The sequence below is a fragment of the Actinacidiphila glaucinigra genome, assembly GCF_035918135.1.
In the GTDB taxonomy this organism is placed as follows: Bacteria; Actinomycetota; Actinomycetes; order Streptomycetales; family Streptomycetaceae; genus Actinacidiphila; species Actinacidiphila glaucinigra.
Window position 1 is genome coordinate 8,567,052 of sequence record NZ_CP109144.1, and the last position, 24,922, is coordinate 8,591,973.

24 protein-coding genes are annotated in these 24,922 nt (G+C 74.0%); 11 read left to right on the forward strand and 13 right to left on the reverse strand.

Annotated elements, in window-relative coordinates:
- Positions 1-58: 58 nt before the first annotated feature.
- Positions 59-997: a GNAT family N-acetyltransferase gene (locus tag OIE69_RS38895; RefSeq protein WP_326579791.1), complete on the reverse strand. Its 939-nt coding sequence runs from the start codon at positions 995-997 to the stop codon at positions 59-61.
- 84 nt (positions 998-1,081) lie between these two features.
- The gene (locus OIE69_RS38900; RefSeq protein WP_326579793.1) at positions 1,082-2,245 is read right to left on the reverse strand and encodes a hypothetical protein; all 1,164 of its coding nucleotides are present in this window, start codon (positions 2,243-2,245) and stop codon (positions 1,082-1,084) included.
- A gap of 483 nt (positions 2,246-2,728) precedes the next feature.
- Here OIE69_RS38900 and OIE69_RS38905 point away from each other — a divergent pair, with 483 nt between their 5' ends.
- Positions 2,729-2,995, forward strand: coding sequence for a hypothetical protein (locus OIE69_RS38905; RefSeq protein WP_326579795.1), 267 nt, complete (start codon positions 2,729-2,731; stop codon positions 2,993-2,995).
- A 111-nt stretch (positions 2,996-3,106) separates the two neighbouring features.
- On the opposite strand, the gene OIE69_RS38910 is transcribed toward OIE69_RS38905, so the two are convergent.
- From OIE69_RS38910 to OIE69_RS38920, 3 genes are all read right to left on the reverse strand, one after another.
- Positions 3,107-4,069: a GNAT family N-acetyltransferase gene (locus tag OIE69_RS38910; RefSeq protein WP_326579797.1), complete on the reverse strand. Its 963-nt coding sequence runs from the start codon at positions 4,067-4,069 to the stop codon at positions 3,107-3,109.
- A 22-nt stretch (positions 4,070-4,091) separates the two neighbouring features.
- Entirely contained in the window at positions 4,092-4,871 is a 780-nt protein-coding gene (locus tag OIE69_RS38915) for a class I SAM-dependent methyltransferase (protein WP_326579799.1), read from the reverse strand.
- 119 nt (positions 4,872-4,990) lie between these two features.
- On the reverse strand, positions 4,991-5,500 hold the full coding sequence (locus OIE69_RS38920) for a hypothetical protein (RefSeq protein ID WP_326579801.1): 510 nt from the start codon (positions 5,498-5,500) through the stop codon (positions 4,991-4,993).
- A gap of 291 nt (positions 5,501-5,791) precedes the next feature.
- On the opposite strand from OIE69_RS38920, the gene OIE69_RS38925 reads away from it, so the two are divergent.
- Positions 5,792-6,817: a terpene synthase family protein gene (locus OIE69_RS38925; RefSeq protein ID WP_326579804.1), complete on the forward strand. Its 1,026-nt coding sequence runs from the start codon at positions 5,792-5,794 to the stop codon at positions 6,815-6,817.
- Positions 6,818-6,887: 70 nt separating this feature from the next.
- The gene (locus tag OIE69_RS38930; RefSeq protein WP_326579806.1) at positions 6,888-9,527 is read left to right on the forward strand and encodes a tetratricopeptide repeat protein; all 2,640 of its coding nucleotides are present in this window, start codon (positions 6,888-6,890) and stop codon (positions 9,525-9,527) included.
- A 33-nt stretch (positions 9,528-9,560) separates the two neighbouring features.
- Here OIE69_RS38930 and OIE69_RS38935 read toward each other — a convergent pair whose 3' ends face one another.
- Together OIE69_RS38935 and OIE69_RS38940 are read right to left on the reverse strand one after the other, a co-directional pair.
- Positions 9,561-11,138, reverse strand: a complete 1,578-nt coding sequence (locus OIE69_RS38935; protein WP_326579809.1) for an aldehyde dehydrogenase (NADP(+)) — start codon at positions 11,136-11,138, stop codon at positions 9,561-9,563.
- Between the two features lies 1 nt (position 11,139).
- On the reverse strand, positions 11,140-11,769 hold the full coding sequence (locus OIE69_RS38940; RefSeq protein ID WP_326579811.1) for an isochorismatase family cysteine hydrolase: 630 nt from the start codon (positions 11,767-11,769) through the stop codon (positions 11,140-11,142).
- A gap of 95 nt (positions 11,770-11,864) precedes the next feature.
- Here OIE69_RS38940 and OIE69_RS38945 point away from each other — a divergent pair, with 95 nt between their 5' ends.
- Positions 11,865-12,317 carry a lipocalin-like domain-containing protein gene (locus OIE69_RS38945; protein WP_326579813.1) on the forward strand — a complete coding sequence of 151 codons (453 nt, stop codon included), beginning with the start codon at positions 11,865-11,867 and terminating at the stop codon, positions 12,315-12,317.
- A gap of 62 nt (positions 12,318-12,379) precedes the next feature.
- On the opposite strand, the gene OIE69_RS38950 is transcribed toward OIE69_RS38945, so the two are convergent.
- The gene (locus OIE69_RS38950) at positions 12,380-13,666 is read right to left on the reverse strand and encodes an MFS transporter (protein WP_326579815.1); all 1,287 of its coding nucleotides are present in this window, start codon (positions 13,664-13,666) and stop codon (positions 12,380-12,382) included.
- Positions 13,667-13,898: 232 nt separating this feature from the next.
- On the opposite strand from OIE69_RS38950, the gene OIE69_RS38955 reads away from it, so the two are divergent.
- The 4 genes from OIE69_RS38955 to OIE69_RS38970 all read left to right on the forward strand — a co-directional run bounded on the left by OIE69_RS38955 (position 13,899) and on the right by OIE69_RS38970 (position 17,481).
- A complete protein-coding gene (locus tag OIE69_RS38955; protein ID WP_326579817.1) occupies positions 13,899-14,492 on the forward strand; it encodes a TetR/AcrR family transcriptional regulator in 594 nt (197 codons plus the stop codon).
- 596 nt (positions 14,493-15,088) lie between these two features.
- A complete protein-coding gene (locus tag OIE69_RS38960) occupies positions 15,089-16,444 on the forward strand; it encodes a PP2C family protein-serine/threonine phosphatase (RefSeq protein WP_326579819.1) in 1,356 nt (451 codons plus the stop codon).
- A gap of 101 nt (positions 16,445-16,545) precedes the next feature.
- Complete coding sequence (locus OIE69_RS38965) at positions 16,546-17,040, forward strand: ATP-binding protein (RefSeq protein ID WP_326579821.1); 495 nt, start codon at positions 16,546-16,548, stop codon at positions 17,038-17,040.
- A gap of 39 nt (positions 17,041-17,079) precedes the next feature.
- The gene (locus OIE69_RS38970; protein WP_326579823.1) at positions 17,080-17,481 is read left to right on the forward strand and encodes an SsgA family sporulation/cell division regulator; all 402 of its coding nucleotides are present in this window, start codon (positions 17,080-17,082) and stop codon (positions 17,479-17,481) included.
- 27 nt (positions 17,482-17,508) lie between these two features.
- Here the strand turns inward: OIE69_RS38970 and OIE69_RS38975 are convergent, their stop codons facing one another.
- Positions 17,509-18,375: an SCO6745 family protein gene (locus OIE69_RS38975; RefSeq protein WP_326579824.1), complete on the reverse strand. Its 867-nt coding sequence runs from the start codon at positions 18,373-18,375 to the stop codon at positions 17,509-17,511.
- The gene (locus OIE69_RS38980) at positions 18,372-19,292 is read right to left on the reverse strand and encodes an NAD(P)-dependent oxidoreductase (protein WP_326579825.1); all 921 of its coding nucleotides are present in this window, start codon (positions 19,290-19,292) and stop codon (positions 18,372-18,374) included. Before OIE69_RS38980 ends, OIE69_RS38975 begins: the two co-directional genes overlap by 4 nt.
- A 160-nt stretch (positions 19,293-19,452) precedes the next feature.
- Between OIE69_RS38980 and OIE69_RS38985 the strand changes: the two genes are divergently transcribed.
- The 3 genes from OIE69_RS38985 to OIE69_RS38995 all read left to right on the forward strand — a co-directional run bounded on the left by OIE69_RS38985 (position 19,453) and on the right by OIE69_RS38995 (position 21,859).
- On the forward strand, positions 19,453-20,049 hold the full coding sequence (locus OIE69_RS38985) for a TetR/AcrR family transcriptional regulator (RefSeq protein WP_326579827.1): 597 nt from the start codon (positions 19,453-19,455) through the stop codon (positions 20,047-20,049).
- Positions 20,050-20,121: 72 nt separating this feature from the next.
- On the forward strand, positions 20,122-20,856 hold the full coding sequence (locus OIE69_RS38990) for an SOS response-associated peptidase (protein WP_326581541.1): 735 nt from the start codon (positions 20,122-20,124) through the stop codon (positions 20,854-20,856).
- Between the two features lie 175 nt (positions 20,857-21,031).
- The gene (locus OIE69_RS38995; protein ID WP_326579829.1) at positions 21,032-21,859 is read left to right on the forward strand and encodes an alpha/beta fold hydrolase; all 828 of its coding nucleotides are present in this window, start codon (positions 21,032-21,034) and stop codon (positions 21,857-21,859) included.
- Between the two features lie 49 nt (positions 21,860-21,908).
- Here the strand turns inward: OIE69_RS38995 and OIE69_RS39000 are convergent, their stop codons facing one another.
- The 3 genes from OIE69_RS39000 to OIE69_RS39010 all read right to left on the reverse strand — a co-directional run bounded on the left by OIE69_RS39000 (position 21,909) and on the right by OIE69_RS39010 (position 24,802).
- A complete protein-coding gene (locus OIE69_RS39000; protein ID WP_326579831.1) occupies positions 21,909-23,255 on the reverse strand; it encodes an FUSC family protein in 1,347 nt (448 codons plus the stop codon).
- A gap of 283 nt (positions 23,256-23,538) precedes the next feature.
- A complete protein-coding gene (locus OIE69_RS39005) occupies positions 23,539-24,066 on the reverse strand; it encodes a hypothetical protein (protein WP_326579833.1) in 528 nt (175 codons plus the stop codon).
- A gap of 175 nt (positions 24,067-24,241) precedes the next feature.
- The gene (locus OIE69_RS39010; protein WP_326579835.1) at positions 24,242-24,802 is read right to left on the reverse strand and encodes a hemerythrin domain-containing protein; all 561 of its coding nucleotides are present in this window, start codon (positions 24,800-24,802) and stop codon (positions 24,242-24,244) included.
- Positions 24,803-24,922: the final 120 nt, after the last annotated feature.

Consider the following 24,922-nt stretch of genomic DNA (forward strand, 5'->3'; position numbering starts at 1 on the left):
CGGCGGGGCTGCTCCGGGCCCCCGGGCCGGTCGTCCGGCCGCGCGGCGGGCGGCGCGCTCACTCCGGGGTGGCCGCCGGCAGCGTCAATTCCCAGGTGTCCACGGCGAAGTGGAGGGTCATGCCGTGCGCGGTGTACAGCCGCAGGGCCCCCGTGGAGTTGTCGGTGTCCACCCCGAGGCCGAGGGTGTCGCGGCCGCGGGCGGCGTAGACCCCGAAGGCATGGCGCAGCAGATGGCCGGCGACGCCCCGGCCCCGCGCCTCCTTGCGCACGCCCAGGCTCCGGATCCACGCCATGGCCGCGCGGTCGTCACGGGTCAGCGCCGCGCCCACGTCCCCCGCGCCCTCCAGCGAGGCGATCCACACCAGGGACCAGTCGATGCCCTGGCCGAGGTCGTCCAGCCACTGCCGGTAGCTGCGCCGCTGGTGGTCGAAGTGCTCCGCGAAGCTCTCCTGCAGGAGTTCGTGGGCCCGGCGGCGGTCGGCCTCCGCCGTGCAGTCGCGCAGCGTCAGTCCGGGCGGTAGCCCGGGGACGGGGTCCGCGGCTGCGGACAGCGGTCGGGTCAGCACGTGGTAGCGCCGTACGGTCCTCCAGCCGCGCCGCGTCAGGCGGGCCGTGTCCATGGTGGGCGCGGTGTTGAGGGCGAGATGGACGACGGCCCGCTCCGCGCCGTTCTCCGCGGCGCGTTCGGCGGCCCGGGCCTGGAGGAGGTCCAGCAGCCGCTCGCCCGCCTCCTGGTGGGCGGGCAGGACGTAGTGGTCGACGTCGATGCGTTCGGCGCCGGAGTCGTCCCACAGCAGCCCGTAGGCGACGAGCGCGCCGTCCTCGAAGGCCAGCCAGGAGTTGCGTTCCAGGTCCGCCTCGGGGTGGATCAGCGACGACTCGACCGTCGCCAGGTCGGTCTCGGGCCGCCCGAGCTCCAGGACGTCGACGGCGTTGAGCACGTCGCAGATGACGGGAGCGTCCTCGGGGGTGGCCGACCGCACGGTGATGGGCATGCCGTAACTCTCGGCACCGGCACCGGCTCCGCGCAAACGCTTTTCGCGGCGGAGCCGGTCGGTCCGGCCGGGACGGCGCCCGCGTCAGGCGCCGGCGGCCTCGGTCGCCGGACGCTCGGCCTCCGCGTCGGTGTCGGCGTCGGTGTGGCGCTGGGCGGGGACGGTGACCTGCACGGCCTCGACGGCCCCTTCCGCCGCGTCGTCGTCCTCGTCGTCCTGGGCAGCCGGTGCGGCGGGCGTGGCGGGCGTGGCGGGCGTGGCAGGCACGGCGGGCGTGGTGGGTACGGCAGGTACGGGCGCCGCGGTCCTCATCGGCACGGCGGGTGTCATGACGTCGAGGTCGGCGTCGTCGGGCCGGCGGTCGCGGCGGACGTCGCCGACGATGAGGGCGACCACCGCCGCGGAACCGACGAACTCCAGCAGGCTCTGCGAGGTGTCCACGGCGGTCACGGGCATCGAGCCGACCGCGTAGCCCCACAGTTCCGTGAAGGCCGACGGCATCATGAAGAGCGACAGACCCACCGAGAAGCCCGGGGCGGTGGGCCGCCGCCTGGCTGCGAGCAGCATGCCGGCCCCGCACAGCACGGTCAGGCACACCCACTGGTACGGCGACGGAACCGCGAGGATGGCCCGCCCGCTTCCCTTGCCGACGATCAGGTCGGTGAGCACACCGGGGCCGACCTGAAAGGCCGTCACGGCGTTCCGGCCGATGTAGAAGACGTTCAGCACCGCGAGCAGCAGGCCGGAGGCGGTGGCCGTCACCTTCACCGGGCGGACACCGCCGGTCACCGCGTTCGAGGCGGCGGCCTCGTACTCCATGTGCCGTGCGAGCAGGAGGAGCCCGCCCAGGACGAGGCAGAGGACCACCGCGAGGACGGCGGTGCTGCCCACCGCGTTCAGCGAGGCGCCCTTCAGGGTGCCGAACCACGGGTCGGAGGGGGAGTCGAGCAGCAGGTACCAGACCGCCGGGAGGCGGAAGCCGAGGGTCACCGTGCACGAGGTCATCAGCAGGCCGCCGGCGCCGCGGGTGCGGAACAGGGCGGCCAGACCGGCGCAGAGCTGCAGCGCCGCCAGGCCGAGGTCGAGCGAGGAGGTCGCCGACAGGCCCGGCACCCACCCCGTCGTCCACAGCGACCAGGCGCCGGGCAGACCGCGGACAGCGATGTCGTAGAGGAGCCAGAACGTCGTCTGCGCGAACAGCGCGAGGCTGAGCAAGGCCACGGCTATCCGCACTTGGTTGATCGACATCCCCGGACGGTTCATGGCGCGCTGTCCCCTCGACGGCCAAACGTGGTTGAGTTCACAACAATCCCAATGACGGTGCAGAGCATAAACGGTCACCCATGTGCCCGCGCCAATCCGCCCCCGAGGTGCCGGCCTTGCGGAACCGTACGGGAACGGCGGGCCAACAAAAAATGAATGACGGCCCATCAGGGCAATCCGGCCGGACCTGTCGGGTGAACCGGGGTCGTGGCCGAACGGGCCGAGGCAGCACGGGAGTTGGGCATGGAGCTGCGAGCGCGGGCGGTCACCCGGCCGCGGCAGGTGTCATCTGCTCCGTGGCATGCGCGGCACTGCGCGGGGAGACGCCGCGGCACGGGGGCGGACCGTAGGCGCCGCCCCGGAACACGCTCGGCCACCTGCGGCACCGACCTGGGCGCGGCGCTGTCGGCGCCTCGTGATGGGATGCCGGGGAACGCCACAGCCGTAGCCCGCAGGGAGAACACACCGATGCCTCCGTACCCTTCGCTCACCCACGCCCTCGTGGCGGCCCTCGTGGACCTCACCTGGTTCGTCGAGGACGCGGACGACGAGCGCATGGACCAGGACGAGGCACTGAAGGCCCTGGAGGGCGTGGCCGCCGTGGTCGACCGGATGACGGAGGGCCAGCGGGACGGGTTCCTCGACCTGCTGTCCGCGATGACGGCGGCCGAGACCGATCCCCGGCGCCGCGCGTTCCTGGAGGACTTCCCGGAGGACTTCGGCGTCGTGGACTAGGCCGTGCCCGGGGGCACCTCCCGGCGGAGCTGGGGGAGTGACGCCGAGTGGGGGTACCCCCGGCCGAAGGTCGGGGGAGGGCATGTGACGCCACGGCCCAGCCGGCCCGGCTCAGCCCCGTGACAGCCGCGGGTCGAGGAGGCGGTGCAGCCGGTGGGCGACGGGACGGAAGCCGCGGCGCGGCCAGAACGCCGACGAGAGCGGGTTCGCCGCCCGCCAGTCCGTCACGCACACGCGGAACCCTCTCCGGGCCGCGTCCGCGAGGGCGTGCTCGGTGAGGCGGCGCCCCACACCGCCGCCCCGGCACTCGGGGGCTGTCGCGGCGAGGAGCAGTTCGACCGAGCCGCGCGGCGCGGTCAGGGAGACCTCGTCGTCGGGCACGGGCCGCATGACGCAGAAGCCCCGCACCCCCTCCGGCCCTTCGACGAGCCAGTACGACACGGCGGGGTCCTCCAGCAGCTCCAAGTGGCCCGGCCGCAGGCCCTCGTGGAAGGACGGCTCGATGAAGGCGAAGACCGGCGGGCCCGTGTGCGCGTCGGCGACCAGGCGGAACAGCGGCTCCAGCGCGGCGAGGTCCGAAGGCCCGGCGGCCCGCACGTCGTCGTGGAAGCCGGCCGCCCCCGCCGCCGCCAGGTCCGTCACCGCGTGGACCTGCTCGTAGGCGAAGCACTGCGACAGCCAGACCGGCAGGTCGTGCGCGGCCGCGACGGCGTAGTGGTGCAGCCGCCCCTCGCCGAGCCATGGACCCGACAGGTCCGCGTACAGGCAGCGCAGGACGTCCCCCTCGTGTGCCGCGTAGTGCCCGGGCCCCGTCCACACATGGCGTCCGCGCACGTCGTCGCCGGGCACGGCGAGGAGGTATCCGGCGAGTGTGCCGTCCGCCGTCTCCGCGACCGCTCCGCGCGCGCCCCGCTCCCAGTCGTCCCGCAGGAGGGCCGCGCAGGCCGCCGGTTCGGCGAAACCGGGGTCGAGCGCCGCTTCCCCTGCCAGGTTGCGGCGGTGGCGGGCGGCGAGGAGGCCGGCCGCGGCACCGACATCGGACGCCTCGAAAGGTCTGGTCGTCGGCGCTTTCACCAGGGGTGCCCTCCTGCCGGGGTCAGCCCTTGCGGGCCTCGATCAGATAGCGCTGCGAGTAGGCCACGAAGGGCCCGTGCCGTTCCATGAAGCCGTAGAGCTCCGCGAGCCGTTCGCGGTAGGCGTCCGCGGAGAATCCCGGCACGATCCAGATGACCTTGCGCAGGAAGTGGACCACGGCGGCGATGTCGTGGAACTCCATGCGCAGCGCCTCCTGGCGCAGGTCCACGACCTCCAGGCCCGCCGCCTCGGCGCGGGCGGTGGCCTCGACCCCGCTGGAGCCGGCCGTGGTCGTGAGGGGGTCCCGCGTGTGCGTGGCGAGCGGTCGCGGCCCCATCAGGTAGTCCGTCAGCTCCCGAACCGAGCCCGCGCCGACCTGCTGGGACAGATAGGTGCCGCCGGGACGCAGCACCCGGCGCACCTCGTCCCAGCGGGTCACCACCGGATGCCGGCTGACGACGAGGTCGAAGTGGCCGTCGGGGAAGGGGAGGTCGGCCGTGTTCTCGGCCTGGACGACGGTGGCGCCGAAGGGTGCCAGGTTGCGGCGGGCGATCTCCAGGTTGGGCGCCCAGGACTCCGTCGCCGCGACGACCGGCGGGGCGAGGGGCACGGTGGCCAGGACCTCCCCGCCGCCGGTCTGGACGTCGAGGAGGGCCTCGGACCGGCCTGCCCGGTCCGCGAGGAGCCGGGCGTAACCCCAGGACGGGCGCTGCTCGGTGGCGCGGCCGGTGAACCAGGAGAAGTCCCAGCCCTCGGTCGGGACGGCCTCCCCTTCGGCGAGGAGGTCTCGGAACGTGGACATGGGCGCGAGGATGGCAGACGCCCCCGGCGGGGCGCATCCGGATTACGCCGGCCCCGGCACCGCCCAGGGCCGTCCCGCCCCGCGTCGTCACCCGGCCGTACAGCGCCCGTGGCGGGCTGTCAGCAGCCGTTCGCCAGGGGGGTGAAGGACATCCGGGTGCCCTCTTCCGCGTCGACGGCCCTGCCGTAGGTGGCGGAGTCGACCTTGTACCAGACGTCGTCCCGGGTGCGGTCGCCGCCGACGTCGTCCAGCTCGACGCACCAGCGTTCCGCCGACACCACCCGCGTGTAGGACTCGGTGCCCTGCTGCACCTTCCGGCAGTCCTTGTAGTGCTCGGTGGTGTACCAGGTCCGGGTCGACTTGCGCTTTCCGGAACCGCTCGAGGACGTGTGCCGCACCCGCCGGGTGCGGTCGGTGCACCGCTGCACCATGTGCGGGCGCCGCCCCGTGGTCGTCCTGCGCGCCACGTGCCGGTGGTCGTCCAGTGCTCCGGTGACGGGCGGGTCCGCCTTCGCGGCCGGGGTACGGGTGCCCGCGGAAGCGGTGGCCGACGGTCCGGATCCGGCCACGGCAACGGTGTCCGGGCTCCCGCAGGCACCCAGCAGGGCGGCCAGGAGCACGGCGGTCACGGCGGCGGGGTACGGGCGGCGGTGTCTGTGCACTGCTCTCCTCGATGAATGTGATGGTGCCGGGGAAGGTGACGGTGAACGGTGTCGCGGGCGGTCGGTGCCCACCCGGATCATGACGCGATGCGGACGGACCGGGTTCCCGCATCGCCTGCCCGGTTGTGTCGGCGCCCTGACGTCACCCGCCCGTTCCTGGCGTCCGATGGCCGAACACTGGGTAGGAACCGGGACGGGGATGGCTGGAAGTCGTAGTCCTTGCCCGGGCCGCTGAGGGCCCGGGAAGGGGGGATCTAGGTGGGTAAGACGTCTGCGTTCGTCCGTATCGACGGCCCGGGGGGACGGGCCTCGCACAGCGCGACCGTACGGGAGCGGGCCGGGGGGCCCGTCCGCGTGCCGGGCCCGTCGCTGCTCAATCCCGGTCTGCGGCAGGTGGAACCGCAGGTCATGGCCTGGGCCCGGCGCACCGGTCTGCTGTCCGCGCTGACCTCGGGTCAGGCCGGCCGGGAGCGGCAGGTCGCCATGGCCGCGCACGTGTGGCCGTGGGCGGCCCCGGCCCGCCTGGCGGAGCTGGCCCGGCTCACGCTGTGGATGTTCGCCGTCGACGACGACAGCGACGCCGGCCCGGCCACCGGGACCGGAGCGGAACTCGAGGCCATGGCGCACGCCGTCGGCGGCTGGGCGCGCGCCGTCCCCGCGTCGGCGCCACCGGCCGTCCGCGCCCTGGACGAGGTGGTGCCGCGGGTGACCGGCGCCATGGGGCCCGCCTGGGGCGACCGTTTCCGCCGCCACCTCGTCGCGTGGATCCGCACCAACCAGGACATGCTCCGGTTCCGCGGCGGCCACGAGGTGCCCACCCCCGAGGCCTACGTCGCCTGGCGGCGGGTCTCCGGTGCCACCGGCTGGTGCTTCGACCTCATCGAGTACGCCCAGGAGTCGGAACTTCCTGCGGCGATCTGGTTCTCGCCGGCCTGCCGCGCGCTGCGGGAGGCCGCCGCCGACGTCATCGGCTGGACCAACGACCTGTTCTCGGTGGAGAAGGAGCTGCGCTCCGGGGAGACCACCAACCTGGTCCTCGTCCTGCGCCACCACCACGGTCTGACGCTGGACGAGGCCGTCGACGAGACACGGCTGTGGCACGCCCGCCGCGTCGCCGCCCTGCGCACCGCGACGCGCGACCTGTACGCCGGCGCCCTCGAGGCCGACCTGACCCCGGCGCAGCTGGCGGCGGTCTGCCAGTACGCGGACGGCATCCACGCCTGGGCCCGCGGCTTCCTCGACTTCTCACTGGCCTCCGCCCGTTACAGCGCCTCCGGGGGATAGCGGACGGCGCCACCGGGAATGCACCACGGCAGGGGGAGCACAGGGGGAACGGGGGTGTGTGGTGGCTGCCGTGTGGGGGCGTATCGCGGGCGCTGCGGGTTACCTGCTCAGGATGTTCGCGGGCCTGGCCCGGCCCCTGCTGACCTTGCTGCTCGGTCCGCCGGGAGCGGTGGCCGGCGCGGCGACCGAGACCGTGGCCGCCTCAGGAGGCAGGGCGCTGGAGCAGACGGCCGGTCGCAGGCGGGCGCTGCCCGGTCTGCTGCGGATCTCCCGGCGCGGCACGGCACCGCTGGTGGCGGACGTGGGCGACCCCATCGGCCTCGGTGTCCACCCGGCCGCGCCGGGCGGCGGCGGGACGGCGGGCTTCGGCCGCGTCCCGGTGTTCGTCGGCCGGGACGCGATGCCGCAGGCGGAGGCGGTGCTGAGCGGGGGCCGGGGCTTCCTGCTCCTGGTGGGGGACTCCACGGCGGGCAAGACCCGCCTGGCGTACGAGGTGGTGCGCAAGCACTTCCCGCGCCACCGGCTGGTCGTCCCGGACAGCCGGGAGGCGATGGTCGCGCTCGTCGACCCGGTCTCCCGGTGGTACCGGGCGGTGGTGTGGCTGGACGACCTCGAGAACTACCTCGGCGCAGGCGGATTGACGGCGGGTCACGTACAGCGGCTGCTGGAGGCCGGATCGGCGCGGGTCGCCGTCGTCGCGACCATCAGTGCCCGTCAGCACATTCGCTTCGGCGCCCGCTCCGCCGCCGACGACGAGCCCGGCGGCGACGTCCTGCGCTCGGGCCGCGAGGTGCTGCGGCTGGCCTCGGTCGTCCGGGTGGACCGGACCTGGAGCGAGGCGGAGCTGGCCCGGGCCCAGCACCACACGGACGATCCGAGGATCAGGGCCGCCGTCAACGGCGCCCGGACCGGCAGCCGCGGTGTGGCCGAGTACCTGGCCGCGGCGCCCCAGTTGCTCGACGACTTTCGCAACGCCTGGGCGGCAGGCGCCCGTCCGCGCGCCGCCGCCCTGGTGGCCGGGGCCGTGGACGCGCGGCGCGCCGGTCACCACGAGCCGCTGCCCGAGGACGTCCTGCGTCGCCTGCACGAGATCCACCTCGACCTGCGCGGCGGCGGCAGCCTGCGGCCGGAGCCGTGGGAGGAGGCGCTGAGCTGGGCCACCGCCCCCCTGCACGCCACCTCCAGCCTGCTGCTGCCCAGAGACGAGGGCGCGTACCTCGCCTTCGACTACCTGCACCAGACACTGGACGAGCAGGTGCCGCCGCCGCGCATCCCGGACGCCGTGTGGGAGATCCTCATCGACCACGCCGACCCGGTACGTGCCCTGGACATCGGCGCGACCGCCTACCAGCGCGGCGACCTGCGCCACGCGATGGCCGCATTCGACAAGGCCGGAGCCGATCCCGGGCAGCTGCCCCGGCAGTGGTACGCCACGTGCGTGGGGGAGGCGGGCGACCCGCGGCGCGCAGCGGACCTCTACTACGACCTGGTCGCGGAGGCCGAGCGGCGCGGCGGGCCCGACGCCAAGGAGACGCTGGAGAACCGCAACTCCCACGCCCGCTACCGAGGCATGGCCGGCCACCCCGCCGAGGCCGTCGACCTGCTGCGCGGCGTCATCGAGGACCGCACGCGCATCCTCGGGCGCGAGCACTCCCACACCCTCAACAGCCGCAACAACCTCGCCCTGTTCCTCGGCGAGAGCGGCCGCCTGGATGAGGCGGTCGCCGAGTACCAGTCCGTGCTGGCCGATCGGACCCGCCTGCTGGGCGCCGACCACCCGCACACTCTCAGCAGCCGCTACGGCTACGCCTACCTGCTCGGCGACGCCGGCCGCCCCGGACAGGCCGCCCGGCTCTTCGACAGCCTGGTCGCGGACCGTACCCGCACCCAGGGCCCGTACCACCCCTACACCCTCAACAACCGCCGCCACCACGCCCACTTCCTCGGCGAGGCGGGGCACGCCGCCCGGGCCGCCGGGCTCTTCGAGGAACTCCTGGAGGACTGCCTCAAGGTCCTCGACCCGCTCCACCCCGACTCCCTCGCCTCCCGCCACGGCCGGGCCCGCTTCCTGGGCGAGGCCGGCGAACCCGGCCGCGCGGCGGCGCTGCTCGACGCCCTGATCGCGGACGGCCGCAGAGCCGCCGTGCACGGGCCGGACAGCCCGATCCCGCTGCTGTGGCGCCGTTACCAGGCCGTCTTCCTCAGCGAGGCCGGGGCGACGGAGGAAGCCGTACGGCTCCTGGACACGTTGCTGACCGAGAGCGGCGGGATCCTCGACGCCGGGCACCCCCAGCTGTTCGCGGTCCGCGCCGCCCACGCCCGCTGCATCCTGCGTGCGGGCCGCACGGGCGAGGCCGCCGCGCTGTACCGACGGCTCGTCGACGACTGCCGCGACCGTCTGGGCGAGGACCACCCCCAGACGCTCACCGCCCGGGGCGGCCGCGCCCGCTGCCTGGCCGCGGCCGGCCGCCACGGGGAGGCGGCGGACCTGCTGGAGATCCTCGTCCAGGACCGCACCCGCGTCCTCGGCGACGACCACCCCTCCACCCTCAACAGCCGTAACGCCCACGCCTGTTCGGTCGGCGCGGCGGGCGACTCCGCACGCGCCGGCCGGCTGCTGCGCCAGGTCCTCCAGGACCGGGTGCGCCATCTCGGCGAGGAGCACCCCTGGGGCGACCGCACCCGGGACGAGCTGGCCCGTTTCACCTGACCGGGCCCGCCCCGCCTCGCGCCCGGCGCGCGGTCAGTCGCGGGTGACGTGCCCGTCGACCAGTCGCCACAGCCCCAGCGGGTTGTCCGGGGCCAGTGCCTCGGGGAGCAGCGCGTCCGGGAAACCCTGGTAGGTGACGGGTCGCAGGAAGCGCTCGATCGCGCTCATGCCGACGGAGGTGAAGCGGCTGTCGGTGGTGGCCGGGAACGGGCCGCCGTGGATGGTGGCGTGGCCGACCTCCTGCGGGTGGGCGAAGGCGTTCACCACGATCCGGCCGGTACGGCGTTCCAGGACCGGCAGCAGGCGGGCGGCCTGCGGGTGGTCCGCGTCCTCGAGGTGCATCGTCGCCGACAGCTGGCCGCGGAAGCTCCGGGCCACCTCCGTCATCTGCTCGACGCCGGTCAGCCGGACGAGCAGCGCGGCCGGTCCGAAGACCTCGTCGGCCAGCGCGGGTTCGGCCAGGAACCGGTCGCCGTCGACCTCGAGGAGTTGCGCGCGGCCCTCGAAGGCGCCCTCGGGCTCCGGTCCGGCCGCGACGGTCGCGGCACCCGAGCCGCGCAGGCGCTGCGCCCCGCGGCCGTAGGCGTCGTGGATGCCGGGGGTGAGCATCGTCCGGGCGCCCGTCGCGCTCACCCGTGCCGCGGCCGCCTCGCGCATCGCGGCGTACCCCGGGCCGTCGACGGCCAGCAGCACGGCCGGCTTCAGGCAGGCCTGGCCGACGTTGACGAGCATGCGCTCGGCGAAACCGTCGCCGATCTCGCCACCGCGCGCGGCCAGCGCGGCCGGCAGGACGAAGGTCGGGTTGACGCTCGTCATCTCGGCGAAGACCGGGATCGGGTCGGGGCGCAGTTGCGCCCGCCGGTACAGGGCCATGCCGCCGGCCTCGGAGCCCGTGAAGGTGACCGCCTTGACCAGCGGGTGGTCCACCAGGGCCTCGCCGATCGCGTTGCCGGCTCCCCGGAGCATCGAGAACACGCCCTCGTGCAGCCCGGAGTCGGCGACGGCGGCCTGGATGACGCGTCCCTGCAGCTCCGATGCGCCGGGGTGGGCGTTGTGGGCCTTGAGGATCACCGGGCAGCCCGCGGCGAGCGCGGCGGCGGTGTCGCCGCCCGCGACCGAGTACGAGATCGGGAAGTTGCTGGCGCCGAACACGGCCACCGGTCCGATCGCGATCTTCTGCATGCGGTGGTCCATGCGCGGCCTCGGCTGCCGCTCCGGCTGGGCCGGGTCGACGGCGGCCTGCCGGAACCGGCCCTGCCGGACGACCTCGGCGAACTGCCTGAACTGTCCGGCGGACTTGACCGCCTCGGCCTCCAGCTGCGCGACCGGCAGACCCGTCTCCAGGGCCGCCCGCTCGGCCAGTTCGCCCTTGATCGCCTCCAGCCGGTCCGCGATCAGCTCCAGGAACGCGGCACGCTCCGCGATACCGGTGCGGTTGTAGGTGTCGTAGGCCTCGTCGGCCAGACGCGCGGCGCGGTCGACCTCGGCGGCACCGCCGAGCGCGAACTCCGGCCCGACCAGCTCGCCGGTCGCCGGGTCGAGTGCCTTCATCGTGCCCTCGGACGCGGGGACGGACGACGCGCCTATCAGTATCTCTCCGGTCAGTCGCATGTCAGTGGTCTCCGTTCTCCAGCGTCCCCAGCAGGTCGGCGGTGGTGGTGATGGAGTGGGCGTACGTGGGGCCGTTGAGTTCGTGGGCGGCGTGCATCATCTCGGGGCGGTAGGCCGCGGTGGCGTCGCGGACGAGCGTCACGTGGTAGCCGAGCTCCATGGCGTAGCGGCCGGTGGACTCGATGCAGGTGTTGGCGAGCAGCCCGATGACGATCACATGCGTGATGCCCTGCTGCTTGAGCCGGAAGTCCAGGTCGGTGTTGGCGAAACCGCTCTGCGACCAGTGCTCCTGGATGACCACCTCCCCGTCGGCGGGCCGGAAGTCGGGGTGGAACTCGCCGCCCCAGGTGCCGAAGGCGAAGGTGCGCCGCTCCTGGATGATGCGGTGCGTCGGGTTGGGGTGCTCCCAGTCCTCGTAGTCCCCCTCCTGCCAGCGGCGGTGGGGGACGAAGAAGACCTTCTGGCCCGCCGCGCGCCCGGCGCCGACGACGGCGCGGAGGTTGTCGAGCAGGCCCACCTCGGAGGCGACGGGCTCGAGTGCGGGCCAGACCTTTCCGCCCTCGGACAGGAAGTCGTTGTAGGGGTCGACCAGCAGGATCGCTGTGCGCGTGGGGTCGTAGGTGTCGGTCATGACGCGTCCTTTCCCATTCTGGATTATTTGCATCATCCTCATTCAGGATTACTCTCGTCATCCTGGAAGTCAAGGAACGAATGCGAGGTAGCGAAATGGCCCCCGATGAACTGCGCGAATCCCTGATCGGCGCCTGGCGTCTGGTGTCCTACGCGGCAACCGACGTCGCCACCGGCGAGGTCGTCGAGCCCTTCGGGCCGCGGCCCCGGGGGCTGATCACCTATGGCCCCGACGGCCACATGTCGGCCCAGATCATGCGGGTCGGGCGGCCGGACTTCCGCCACGGGCGGCTCGAGGAAGGGTTGCCCGAGGAACTGGCCGCGGCGGCCGCGGGCTATCTCGCCTACGCGGGCACCTTCGAGGTCCCGGCGGAGGACACGGTCGTGCACCGGGTCGAACTCAGCCTGTTCCCCAACTGGGTGGGCGGTTCGCAGACGCGGATCGCCGAGCTGGACGGCCGCAGGCTCCGGCTGAGCCTGCCCGGCGCTGCCAGGATCTGGGGCGCGCTCCGCACCGGCGTCCTGACCTGGGAGCGCGCCGGGAGGTAGCGGCCGTCCCGCGTGACCGTGCGGAGCGCGGGCCCTGCGGCCCGTGCTCCGCGGGGGGTTCGCTACCCGCGTACGGCGGGAGTGGCGGCGGTGTCGGCCTCGGCACGGCCGGGTCCGGCGTCGTCGCCCCGCCGGGCGCCCCTCCCGCTGCCGCCGTTACGGGCGCGCAGGCCGTGCCAGGCGAGTGTCAGGCCCGCGAGGAGCAGGAAGCCGAGGCCGCCCGCCACCACGCCGTGCCAGCCGGAGGCCGAGAAGAGTACGCCCGCGACGGCCGAACCGACGGCGCCGCCACCGAAGACGGCGAACATGTACACCGTGTTGAGGCGGCCCCGGATCCCCGGCGCCGCGGTGAAGATGCGGGCCTGGTTGGCTATCTGGCCGCTGGTCACCCCGTAGCCGAGGAGGTTGCAGCCGACGGCGAGGACGGCGAGCGATCGCCCCGCGACCCCGAAGAGCGCGAAGGCCGCCACCGCCGCGATGACGGAGAGGGTGTTGACCGCCGGCGGCCCCCACCGGTCGGTGAGCCGGCCCGAGTAGCGGGCGGCCAGCGCGCCCGGCACGCTGCACAGGCCGAAGAGGCCGACCACGGCCGGGCCCAGCCCGATGGGCGGCGCGGTGAGGTGGAAGGCGAGCGTGGACCAGAAGGCGGAGAAGGAGGCGAAGACCGTCGCCCCCAGCGCGGCCGACAGCCGCAACGGGGCGTGGTCCACCAGCAGTCGGGGGAGCGAGGCCAGCAGCCGTCCGTAACCGCCCGAGGCCTCGGCTCCGGCGGGCCGCCCGGCCGGCATGTAGCGGGGAAGGACCAGCAGCAGCGCCGCCGTGGCCGCCGCGGCGACCAGGAAGCCCGCCCGCCAGGTGCCCGCGGCCTGGGCGATGAGCCCGGAGGCGGTGCGGGAGAGCAGGGCGCCCATCGTCAGCCCGGTGCCGACCGCCCCCAGGACCCGTCCGGCCTGGCCGGGTGCGGCCATGGACGCGACCGTCGGCATGATCACCTGGGGGAGTACGGTGCTCGCCGAGAGGACGAGGGTCGCCATGCCCAGCAGTGCGACGGACGGCGCCGCGGCGCCCGCGAGCAGCGCGACGGCGGTCACCGCCAGCAGGACTCTGGACAGCCGGCGCAGCCGGGCCCGGTCCGCGAGCGGTACGACGGCCACGATGCCCAGCGCATAGCCGATCTGCCCCGCCGTGGCCACGAGCCCGGCCGTGGAGGCGGAGATGCCGAAGCCCCGGGCGATCTGGTCGAGGAGGGGCTGGGTGAAGTAGATGTTGGCGACCGTGATCGCCGTCGCCGTGGCGAAGACGGGGAGGGTTCCCCGCTTGACGTCCGGCCGGGTTGCTGCGGTGGTCATGGGTCCTCGCGGAGGGGTCGCGGGCGGTGGGGCGGTGGGGGTGAGGCGCCGGGCCTGCTGCGGTGGAGGCCCGCGTGCCGGCGTTTCTGGATGATTTCAGTCATCCTCATATGCAGGATGATGCGTGTCATCCTGTATGTCAAAGGTCCGGCCGGGGTCGCCGGGGAGGGTGTATGATGTCCGTCATCCACATGGGTCGGGACGGTCCGACGTACATCCGGGAGGTCAGGCGATGGGTCACTCGCAGGCAGCGAAGGCCGAGTCGCGCGAGAAGGTCCTGCGGATCGCGGCCCGCCGGATCCGTGAGGAGGGCATGACCCGCCCCGGCGTCGCGGACCTCATGAAGGAGGCCGGGCTGACCCACGGCGGGTTCTACAAGCACTTCTCGTCGCGCGAGGACCTGATGGGCCAGGCGGCGGCACTGGCGCTGGCCGACGGCGAGGGCAAGATGGCCGAGGCCGCCCGCAGGGACCCCGGGGCGCCCCGCTCGGGGCTGATCGACGCCTACCTCAGCGCCCGCCACCGGGACGCTCCCGGTACCGGCTGCGCCCTGGTGACCCTCGGCGCCACGGCCGGTCGCGGCGACGAGGGGCTGAGGGAGGCGTACGAGCAGCAGGTCCGCAAGTACCTCGCGCTCATCGGCGAGGCCGCGCAGGGCGGTGACCCCGAGGCGGCGCAGGCCGACGCGATGGTCACCCTCAGCGCACTCGTCGGCGCGATGCTGATCTCGCGCGCGGTCGCCGACCCCGAGTTCTCCGACGAGATCCTGGCGACGGTCGCCGGACGGCTGAAGGACGCCGACGCGCACGTACCCGCGGAGGTCTGACCCCAGCCCCGGACCTCCGACCACGCACCCCGAGGCCCTTTGAGGTACCCGAACGCGCGGGTGGCGTGCGCGGCCCGAGCGGCGGAGGAACGAACCCTCGCCTTGTGCGGTGGTTAGCGTACGAGTGCCGGGAAGCCGTGAGGGCGGACCATGGCGACACGGATCCCCTCCCTGGTCGGCAGGCAGGCCGAGACCGAGGCGATCGAGGCTCTCCTGCGCCCTGCGCCCTGCGTACGGCCAGGGCGGCGCCCTCGTACTGTGACGATGTAGTCGTAAGCCGTCATCGCAGACCTCCGTGTCGACGCGTCCGCCGGTCGCCCGGTCCCCGGCCGTGGACACAGCAAAAACGAGGGCGAAAGCCGATGAATGGCGTCCGTCAAGCTACGTAACGGCGGTCCGTGCGGCGCCCCGCCATCCGTACCGCCGTACGTCATCGGCGCGCACGTCGCCGTAGTGGTACCCGTGAGTGATACGACGTGCCCGTTACGTCACTTATGGGTGGTATGCGTACGATGGGAAAGGTTCAGGACGGGGGCCACCCGGCCCGGGCGAGGACGCCGGAACGGCGGCCTCCCGACGGGCGGCGAGGAGCAAGGGTGACGGTTCAGGACAGGGATCGGCTGAGTCACCGGATGCTGGCGGGCCTGCTGGCCGACAGCCACTTGATGCCCCTGGAGCGGTTGCCGGCCAAAATCGCCGAGCACGCCGAACCCGCCGGTCTCGCCCACGTCACGATCTACCTCGCCGACCTCCAGCGCCATGTGCTGCGCAACCTCGCCGAGGAGGGCGCGGGCGAGTGCCGGCAACGGAACCACAGCTCCGAGCTGAGGATCGAGGGCACGGTGCCCGGCCGCGCCTTCCAGTACGGCCGGCTGCTTGCCGCCGCCTCCGCCTGCCCCGGCAAGTGCCGCTGGTGGGCTCCCCTGCTGGGCGGTTCGGAGCGGCTCGGCCTGCTCCGCGTGACCACCGACGCCGACGACCGCCGCACCCGCGAGGACGTGCAGGCGCTGGCCGACGCGGTGGCGCTCATCGTCACCGTCAAGCGCGACTACAGCGACGCCTACGCGCGCACGGTACGCACCGAGAACATGAACGTGGCCGCCGAGATGCAGTGGCGCCTGCTGCCGCCCCGCTCGTACTCGGACGGCCGGGTGGTCATCTCCGCGGCGCTGGAACCCGCCTACCGGGTCGGAGGCGACGCCTTCGACTACGCCCTCGACGGCCCGCTGGTCCACCTGTCGATCTTCGACGCGATGGGGCACGACACCGCGGCCGGCCTGACCGCGAGCCTCGCCATGGGCGCCGGCCGCAACGCCCGCCGCCGCAAGGCGGAACTCGTCGAGACCACCGAGGAGATCGAGAAGGTGCTGGTCGAGCAGTTCGAGGGGACGCGCTACGCCACCGGCGTCGTCGCCCGGCTCGACACCGGCACCGGCCTCTTCGAATGGGTCAACCGCGGCCACCACCCGCCGATCCTCATCCGCGGCGGACGCTGGGTCGCCGAACTCGCCTGCGCGCCCGGCGACCCCATGGGCCTGGGCCTGGGGGTGGCACCGCAGGTGTGCCGCGAACAACTGGAGCCCGGCGACCGCCTGGTGCTGTACACCGACGGCATCCCGGAGGCCCGTACGGTCACCGGCGGAGAGTTCGGGCTCACCGGTTTCCTCGACTTCCTCATCCGCCACCACGCCGACCGGCTGCCCCTCCCGGAGACCCTGTGCCGTCTGATGCGCAGGGTGTCGGACCACCAGGTGGGCGAGTTCCAGGACGACGCGACGGTGCTGTTCTGCGCGTGGCTCGGCTGCTCCCCGGACGACACCGAACGGGCGGCGGCCGCCGCCGGAGTACCGCTCCCGCAGTCCACGGCGGACGCGGACCTCCCCCCGGTCCGCGGGATCGGCGGTGAACTCCCCGGACCCGCAAACGTCATGGCGCCGGACCGGCGCTCCTGACCGGGCACCCGGGTGAACGGCCGTTTTCCCGGCCCCGCCTCGGGCAGGAGCCGGGACCGGGACGGCGTCGGGCCGTAACCCGCGGCGGAGGGAGGGCTGCGATGACCGGCGGTTCCCTGAAGGCGGTCGGCTGGGCCAGGTCCTTCCCGGCGGCGGGCGGAGCGCGTGCGGGCCGCCACTGGACGCGTGAGCACCTCGCGGCTCTCGGCTGGACCGCGGACGCCCCCGGCACGGTGGACGACGTGCTGCTCACCGTCTCGGAACTGGTCACCAACGCCCACATCCACGCGCACAGCTCCGCCGACCTCGTCCTCACCTGGGACGGCAGCCGCCTGCACGTCAGCGTCCACGACTCCGACGACGAGGTGCCCGCCGCGCGGCTCCCCGAATGGTCCGCCACCGGAGGGCGCGGCCTGGTGCTGGTGAACGCCGTCGCGGACCACTGCCACGCCCGCACCCAGGCGAAGGGCAAGACGATCACGGCCTGCTTCACCCCGCCCGGCGGCGAGCACGCCGAGCCTTCACCAAATCTTCCCGGCCGCCCCGGCCCGGACCGCGACTCACGGGGCAAGCGCAGGGCAACGACATGCTGCTGAACGGCAACGCGGCCGAACCGGGCCCACGAGGGGGCGTCCATGCGAGCACTCACGGAGCACCTGTTCCTCCGGCTGATCACCGGGACCGGGCGGGTCCTCGATCTGTCGGCGGACTGCCGGTACCGTCCCGACGACCCCTACACCGTCCGGATGCGCTTCGGCCACGGCGACGGTGGCGACGAGGCGGAGTGGGTGCTCTCCCGTGAGCTGCTGCTGGCCGGGCTCGCGGCCCCGGCCGGGGACGGTGACGTCCACGTCGAACCCGGCGACCACGCCCACACCCTGATCACCCTCGCCGGGCCCGGCGGCGCGGCCGTCCTCCAGGTCGCCACGGGTGAACTCGCCCGCTTCCTGGCCGCGACCGCGGAACTCGTCCCCCTCGGCACCGAGGGCACCCGCATCGACTGGGACGCCTGCATCGCCGGGCTCCTCTCCGCCTGAGGCAGCCCGCACCTCCTGCGACGCCCCTCAGGGCGCGGGCACACCCATCGGATTCGGGTACGGCAACGCCCCCGCGCAGGCCCGCGCCACCGTGGACAGCAGCGTGACCAGGTGCTCGACCGCCTCGGGGGCCATCGCCTCCCAGGGCCGCCCGGCGGCGCGGTCGGTGGCCTCCTCCAGCGCGCCGTGGGCCTCCCGGCCCGCGGCGGTCGCGGCGCCGTCCGTGCCGAGCAGACCGCGGGCGGCGAGACGGGCCGCGGCGGCGTCCCACTGCTCGTCGGTCCAGCCGCGGTGCGGCTGCAGCTCCGTACGCGGCAGGTCGATGCCCGTGCGCAGCACCAGCGCCTCGCACCCGTCCAGGCCGGCCGCGACGAGCGCCGCGACATGGCCGTCTCCGCGGTGCTCGCGCAGCAGCGTGGCCTGGTGCCAGAGGGCGTCGACCGGGTCGCCGGGGGAGGGGAGCGCCAGGTTCGCGGCGGCGAGCACCCGCCCCGCGATGTCGAGGCCGCCGGTCACCGGGCGCAGCAGGTCCACCGCCTCCGCCACCGCGGCCTCCCGCCCTGCCAGCAGCCGCCGCAGCGCCGCGCCCGCCCCGAGCCGGCGAGCCTCCAGGGCGCGTTCGGGCGGAGCGAGCGCCCAGACGCCGGGCAGCGCGCGGGCCACCATGCCGGGCGCGAAGCCGAAGAAGGCGGCCACGACGGGCTCCGGGCCCACCGGGCCGAGGGGCGCCGCCCGACCGGCGAAGTAGCCGCGCCAGTAGCCGCGCAGCCCCGCCTCCTCGTACGCGGCGCGCGCCTCGGGCGCGAAATAGGTGACGGCGTGTACCGGTTCGGCGAGCCGCCACACGCGCCGCGCGGTGACGGCGGCCTCCGCCGGCGTGACGGTCGCGCTCACCGCCGGCCACATCCCGCCGGCAGCTCGGCCGGCAGGCCGCCGTCGACGTCCGTCCTGGCCTCGATCGCCCGCAGGACGGCCACCATGTCCGCTCGCCCGCCTCCCTGTTCCACGGTCTCGTCGAAGAGGGCGTGGCAGACGTCCAGCAGCGGCGAGGCCAGGCCGGACGCGCGGGCCGCCTCGGCGATCAGCCGGTTGTTGTGGAGCACGTCCGCCGCGGCGGCCTGCGCCGAGAAGTCGCGCTCCCGCAGCTTGGGCGCCTTCATCCGCGACACCGCGCTGGCCATGGGCCCGGCGTCCAGCACGTCGAGGAACTGCCCGGTGTCCAGACCCTGCCGTTCCGCGAAGTGGAAGGCCTCGGTGAGCCCGGTGACCATCGTGATGAGGTAGAGGTTGACCGAGAGCTTCATCAGCAGCGCCCCCGGCACCGGCCCGCAGACGAACGACTCCCGGTACACCGGCGCGAGCAGCGGCCGCACCTCCTCCACGACCTCCGGGTCCCCGGCGAGCATCGCCACGAGCTGCCCCGCCTCGGCTGGCTTGCGGGAGCCGGAGACCGGGGCCTCGACATAGCGGCCGCCCGCCGCGCGGACGGCGGCCTCCAGACCGCGCGAGTACGCGGGCGAGGTGGTCCCCATGTGCACGACGACACGCCCGGCCACCCGGGCGGCGAAGTCCGGGGTGCCGCGGCCCAGGACGGTGTCGACGGCGGCGCCGTCGGCGAGCATCAGGACCACCACGCGGGCCCGGTCGAACACCGCGCCGGGGCCGTCCGCGACCTCGGCCCCGGCCGCGCGCAGCGGGGCGCACCGTGCCGCCGTGCGGTTCCAGACCACGAGCCGCGTCCCCGAACCGGCCAGACGGAGCGCCATGGGCTGCCCCATGATCCCCAGGCCGATGAATCCCACGTCCGCCACTGCCCACCGCCGCTCCGGCCGTCCGGCCGATCGACCCGTAGCGTTATGACGGCTGTCATAACGCTATGACAGCCGTCATAATAGACCTCGCGGCGCCGGCCGTCGGCCCGTGCGCGGGCAGGACGGGAAGGCGGGAGGGGCAGACAGTGGGAGGTCGGCGATGACCGGTTCCGAGCGGGGTCCGCGCGAGCGCATGGTCTTCAGCGCCGCGCAGCTCATCCGCCGAGGCGGTGTCACGGCGACGGGGATGCGCGACGTCGCCGCCCACGCGGGAGCCCCCAGGGGGTCGCTGCAGTACTACTTCCCCGGCGGCAAGGAGCAGATGGTCAACGAGGCCGTCGGCTGGGCCGGCCGCTACGCCGGCAACAGGGTGGCCCGCTTCCTGGCCGCCCTGCCCGAGCCGACCCCCGCCGGGCTGTTCGCCGCCATGGTCGGCCAGTGGACGGACGAGTTCCTGGCCTCCGGCTACGACGCCGGCTGCCCTGTCGCGGCGGCCACCGTCGACTGCGCCGGGACCTCCGCCGCCACCCGTTCGGCGGCGGCCGCCGCCTTCGCGACCTGGACCGGCCCCGTCGCCGGGGCGCTGGAGGAGATGGGTGTGCCGGCCGGGCGGGCACCGTCGCTGGCGACGCTGATGATCAGCGCCGTCGAGGGCGCCATCGTCATCGCCAGGGCGGAGCGGGACGTACGCGCCCTGACCACCGTGGCCCGCGAACTCGGCCCCCTGCTGGACGCCTCCGTCGCACCCCCCGGCTGAACCCGCCCTCTTCCGGTCGTCCGTGGATGCCCGCCGCGATGAGTGTCCGTGCGGCGTGGCAGGCTGGTCGGCATGTGCGGCCGCTATGTCTCCACCCGACGCCCCGAGGACCTGGTCCAGCAGTTCCGGGTCACCGAATGGAATCCGGAAGCCCTCGTCGCGCCGAGCTGGAACGTCGCCCCGACGGACAGCGTGTGGTCGGTCCTGGAGGGCGTCGACCGGGAGACCGGCGCGCTGGAGCGGCAGTTGCGGCCGCTGCGGTGGGGCCTGGTCCCGTCCTGGGCCAAGGACCCGGCGGTCGGTTCCAGGATGATCAACGCCCGTATGGAGACCGTCCACGAGAAACCGGCCTACCGCCGCGCATTCAGCCGGCGCCGCTGCCTGCTGCCGGCCGACGGCTTCTACGAGTGGGTCCCGGTCCCGGCCACCGAGGACCGGAAGGCCTACAAACAGCCCTACTTCATCAGCCCCGAGGCACGGGACCAGGGCATGGCCTTCGCCGGCCTGTACGAATGGTGGCGGAACAAGGAGGTCGCCGGTGACGACGACCCGGGCGCCTGGCTGGCCACCTGCACGATCATCACCACGGACGCCAGCGACGCCGCCGGCCGGGTCCACCCCCGGATGCCGCTGACGATCGCGGCCGCCGACTACGACGCCTGGCTCGACCCCGAGCACCAGGACCCCGGCGAACTCCGCGCCCTCCTGACCGCGCCGGCCGACGGCCACCTGGCCGCCCGCGCCGTCGGCACGGCGGTGAACAGCGTCCGCAACAACGGCCCCCACCTGCTGGACACACCCTCCTGATCGGGCGTCCCGGGCGCACCCCCGGACCCTGCCGGGCCCGATCTCGGCGCGCCGCGACATCGCCGCAGCATTACGGTTTGAGCAACGGCGTACTCGGCCCGGCCCGTGGTCCGGCCCGAGTACGGGCAAACCCCGAAACCCTGCGTTCCCACCGGAGCGAGGAGGCCTCAGGATCATGCCGTACGCAACAGCCGAGGACGGGACCCAGATCTTCTTCAAGGACTGGGGGACCGGCCGGCCCGTCGTGTTCTCCCATGGGTGGCCGCTGACCGCGGACGCCTGGGACCCGCAGATGCAGTGGATGGTGGACAACGGTTTCCGCGGCGTCGCCCACGACCGCCGCGGTGGTGGGCGTTCCGGGCAGCCGTGGGACGGCAACGACCTGGACACCTACGCCGACGACCTGGCGGCCGTGATCGAGGAACTCGACCTTCGCGACATCGTCCTCGTCGGGCACTCGACCGGCGGCGGCGAGGTCACCCGCTACATGGGGCGGCACGGGACGGGCCGGGTCGCCAAGGCGGTGCTGGTGGGCGCGATCCCGCCGCTGATGCTGAAGACGGAGGCCAACCCCGAGGGTCTTCCGATCGAGGTCTTCGACGAGATCCGCGAGGGCGTGGCAACCGACAGGTCCCAGTTCTACCGGGACCTCAGCGCCGCGTTCTACGGCGCGAACCGCGAAGGGTCGACCGTCAGCCAGGGCACCCGCGACGAGTTCTGGCTGTGGAGCATGACGGTGGGCATCAAGGGCGCGTACGACTGCGTCAAGGCGTTCTCCGAGACCGACACCACCGAGGACCTCAAGAGGATCGACGTCCCGACGCTGATCGTGCACGGTGACGACGACCAGATCGTGCCCATCGTGGCCGCGGGCGCCAAGAGCTCGAAGCTGGTCAAGGGTGCCGTCTACAAGGTGTACGAGGGAGCCCCGCACGGGCTGGCGATGGTGCCCAAATTCGCCGAACGCTTCAACGCCGACCTGCTGGAGTTCGCGCGCGGCTGAACCGTCCGCCGCCTTCACCGTCGCGCCCCGGGCCGGCTGGGTCGTGACGTCACCCCGAGCGGGACCGGTCATGTGCCGGGCGGCGCCGGTCGCCCGGCGCACGGCCCGGCCGGTCCGCCCGGGCGGAGGGCACCGGCGGCCTTCCCGTCCGCGTTTCCGCGGCGGGCGCCCCCTGCCCGCGACGACGGCGCCGGACGTGCTCGCCGCGGGCCACCAGGCGCAACCGGGCCAGCACGGCGAAGCGTTCCTGCTGCGCGCGGGCGGCTTCGTCCAGCTCCTCCATCAGCCGGTCGGAACGGTGCTCCAGGGCCAGCTCGTCGAGGATGCGGTCCACCTCGGCGAGCAGGGACCCGTGCAGTTGCCAGGCCCCCGGATGCTGCCGCACCCGGTCGAGCAGCATGTCGGCGACCTTCTCCCGGCTCGCGCGGGCCGCCGCGAGCTCCGTGGCCAGCCGGGCCTCGGCCTCCTCGGCGTTGCTGCTCACCTGCGTCGTCACCAGGACGGCGAAGCTGACCAGCGCCCCTCCGAGATGCGCGAACAGCTCCTCCAGGGCGACCGCCACGTCGCGGTCGAACAGCGGCTCGTCGGCGCCGCGCCGCTTGGCGAGATCGGTCAGCGACCGCGCCAGGACGCGCAGCACCACCACGCAGATCTCCAGGGTGTCCAGACCGGTCCGCAGCACCACCCGCGACAACAGCCCCTCCCTGACGCGGGGATTGAGCCGCAGGCTGTCCTCGGCCCTGCGCAGCGCGGTGTCGACCTCGGCGACGTCCTGGTCCAGCCGGCGCGCCTCGTGCAGCCGGGCCGCGGCCCGCTCGACCGCGGTGGGCGAGCCGAGTTCCTCGCCGCAGCACAGCAGGAGATGGCGCATGCGGCGGGCGAGGTCCTCGATGGACGCCCCGGCGGTCCCCACCCACACGGGCGGCGCGAACAGGACGTTGAGCAGCAGGCCCACCCCCGCCCCGATGAGGGTCTCCAGCACGCGGTCCCACGCCTGCACCGTCAACTGGCTCACCCCGAGCACCAGCATCGCGCTGATGGCCACCTCGTTGACGAACTCGTCGACCCGCACGAACTGCCCGATGACCAGCGACGCGAGGATGATCAGCCCCAGGCTCCACCACGTCAGCCCCACCAGTACGCTGAACCCGACGGCGATCAGCACCCCGACCACCACGGAGTTCACCCGGCGGATGCCGGTGGTGAGCGTCGAGTAGAGCGTCACCTGCACGACGAGCAGCGCGGTGAGCGGCGCCGTGAGCGGGGCGGACTCGCTGCTGACGTGCACGGCGATCACATACGAGATGGTCGCGGCGACGGTCGCCCGAGTGGTCAGCGTGACGACCGGGTCCCGGCAGCGGCGGGCCAACCAGGTCACGGCGTCACGTACAGGCATCTTCTGCCTTTTCCCGAACAAGCGCCGCATACACCTGCGAATGTCACTCGCGGCGCGCGGGCGGCGGGTCCGGCGCCGCGGGAACCGGCAGGCTGGGCCGTGTCCTCGAATGAGCTCCCCCAGCTACCGCTGGGAGGTGCCCCCAGGTGCGGTGCATCGCAAGGCGGAGACTCGGACGATTCGACAACGCGGGGGCACCTCCCAGCGAAGCCGGGGGAGCGCCGCCGAGTGGGGCCACCCCCGGCCGAAGGTTGGGGGGAGGGCATGTGACGACACGGCCTGGCTAGGCCGGGGAACTGTCGAGCGGCTCCGCCGCCAGCAGGGCCGTCAGTTCGGCGCGGTGCAGGCCCGCTATCGGGGCCACCAGGTCCGGGTGCCGGAGGAGGGCGGCCGCCGCGCGGTCGTGGGCGCCCGGGTCGGTGAGCCGGAGGGCGTCGCCGGCGAGCGCGGCACCGTGCTCGGTGGCCGCGAGGGCCGTCACCGCGGAGGCGGCCAGGCCCGGGTCGGAGAGCAGACAGGCCGCCCAGCTCACGACGACCTCGTCCACCCAGGTCCGCCAGCCGTCCCCGCTGTTCTCGCCGGCGATCCAGGCGCCGGCGATCCGGTCCAGCCGGTCGGCGCCACCGGGCGCCAGCAGCCCGAGCAGGGCGGCGTCCACCGCCGTCGGATGGCGCAGGGCGGCCGCGACCATGGCGGCCTGGCGGGCCTGGGCCTCCGCCAGGGCACGGCTGAGCGCTCCACCGGTCGCCGGATAGGCGGACAGCAGCCACCGGGTGGCGGCGGCGATGACCGACGAGAGCTCACTGTGCATGCCGAACGAACCGTCCTCCGTGCGCGGGGGTGCCGCGCCCGTCCGGTGCGCGGCGCGCCCAGCGTACGCAAAACAGCGCTTTCGCGACATGAGCCGCATCACGCCCGCCCCGGAGGGCCCGGCGCAGGGTCCCGGGAGGAACGGGAACCCTGCGCCGCCGCCCCGCGTCGGGCGGTCAGGACCGGCCGCGGCCGCTCACGAAGTCGCGGGCACGGTCGACCAGGCCGGCGCCCGGGGCGATGATCTTGTTGGCGGGAGGCGTGTCCGGCGTGGAGGGGTGGGGCCGGGTGGGGGCGAGGGACTTGGCGCGGCGCACCTTGTCGCCGAGGTCGTCGAGCGCCTCGGGGGAGCAGACGCTGCCGAGCCTGGGGAAGAGCGTGCCCTCCTCGTCCTGGACGTGCGCGGTGACCTCGTCCATCAGCCGCATCAGCAGGGGGTGGAACCGGCCGTCGTTCGGCGGCAGCTGCTCCAGCTCCTTCAGCAGTTCCTCGATCCTGGCGTGGTCCGCGATCTCCTTGTCCGCGATGCGGTCCCCGCCCTCGACGTGCTCGCGGACGGCCGGGTAGAGGTACTGCTCCTCCGCCACCGAGTGCCGCACCAGCTCGATGGTCACCTCGTCCACCAGCTCCCGCAGCGCCGGGTTGCCGGTCGACATCGACTGCATGCGGTCGAAGATCTCCTCGACCTCGCGGTGGTCGGCCAGCAGCTCAGCGATCACGTTTCCGCCGTGTCCCATTCCCTCACGCCTTTCGTGCGGCAGTACGGCCCGGGCGTGCGCCGGGGCCGAACCCCATGCATTCCACCCTCCCGGGGCCCAGCCCACCCGGGGACGCGGTCACCACCCGCCCGGCGGCAC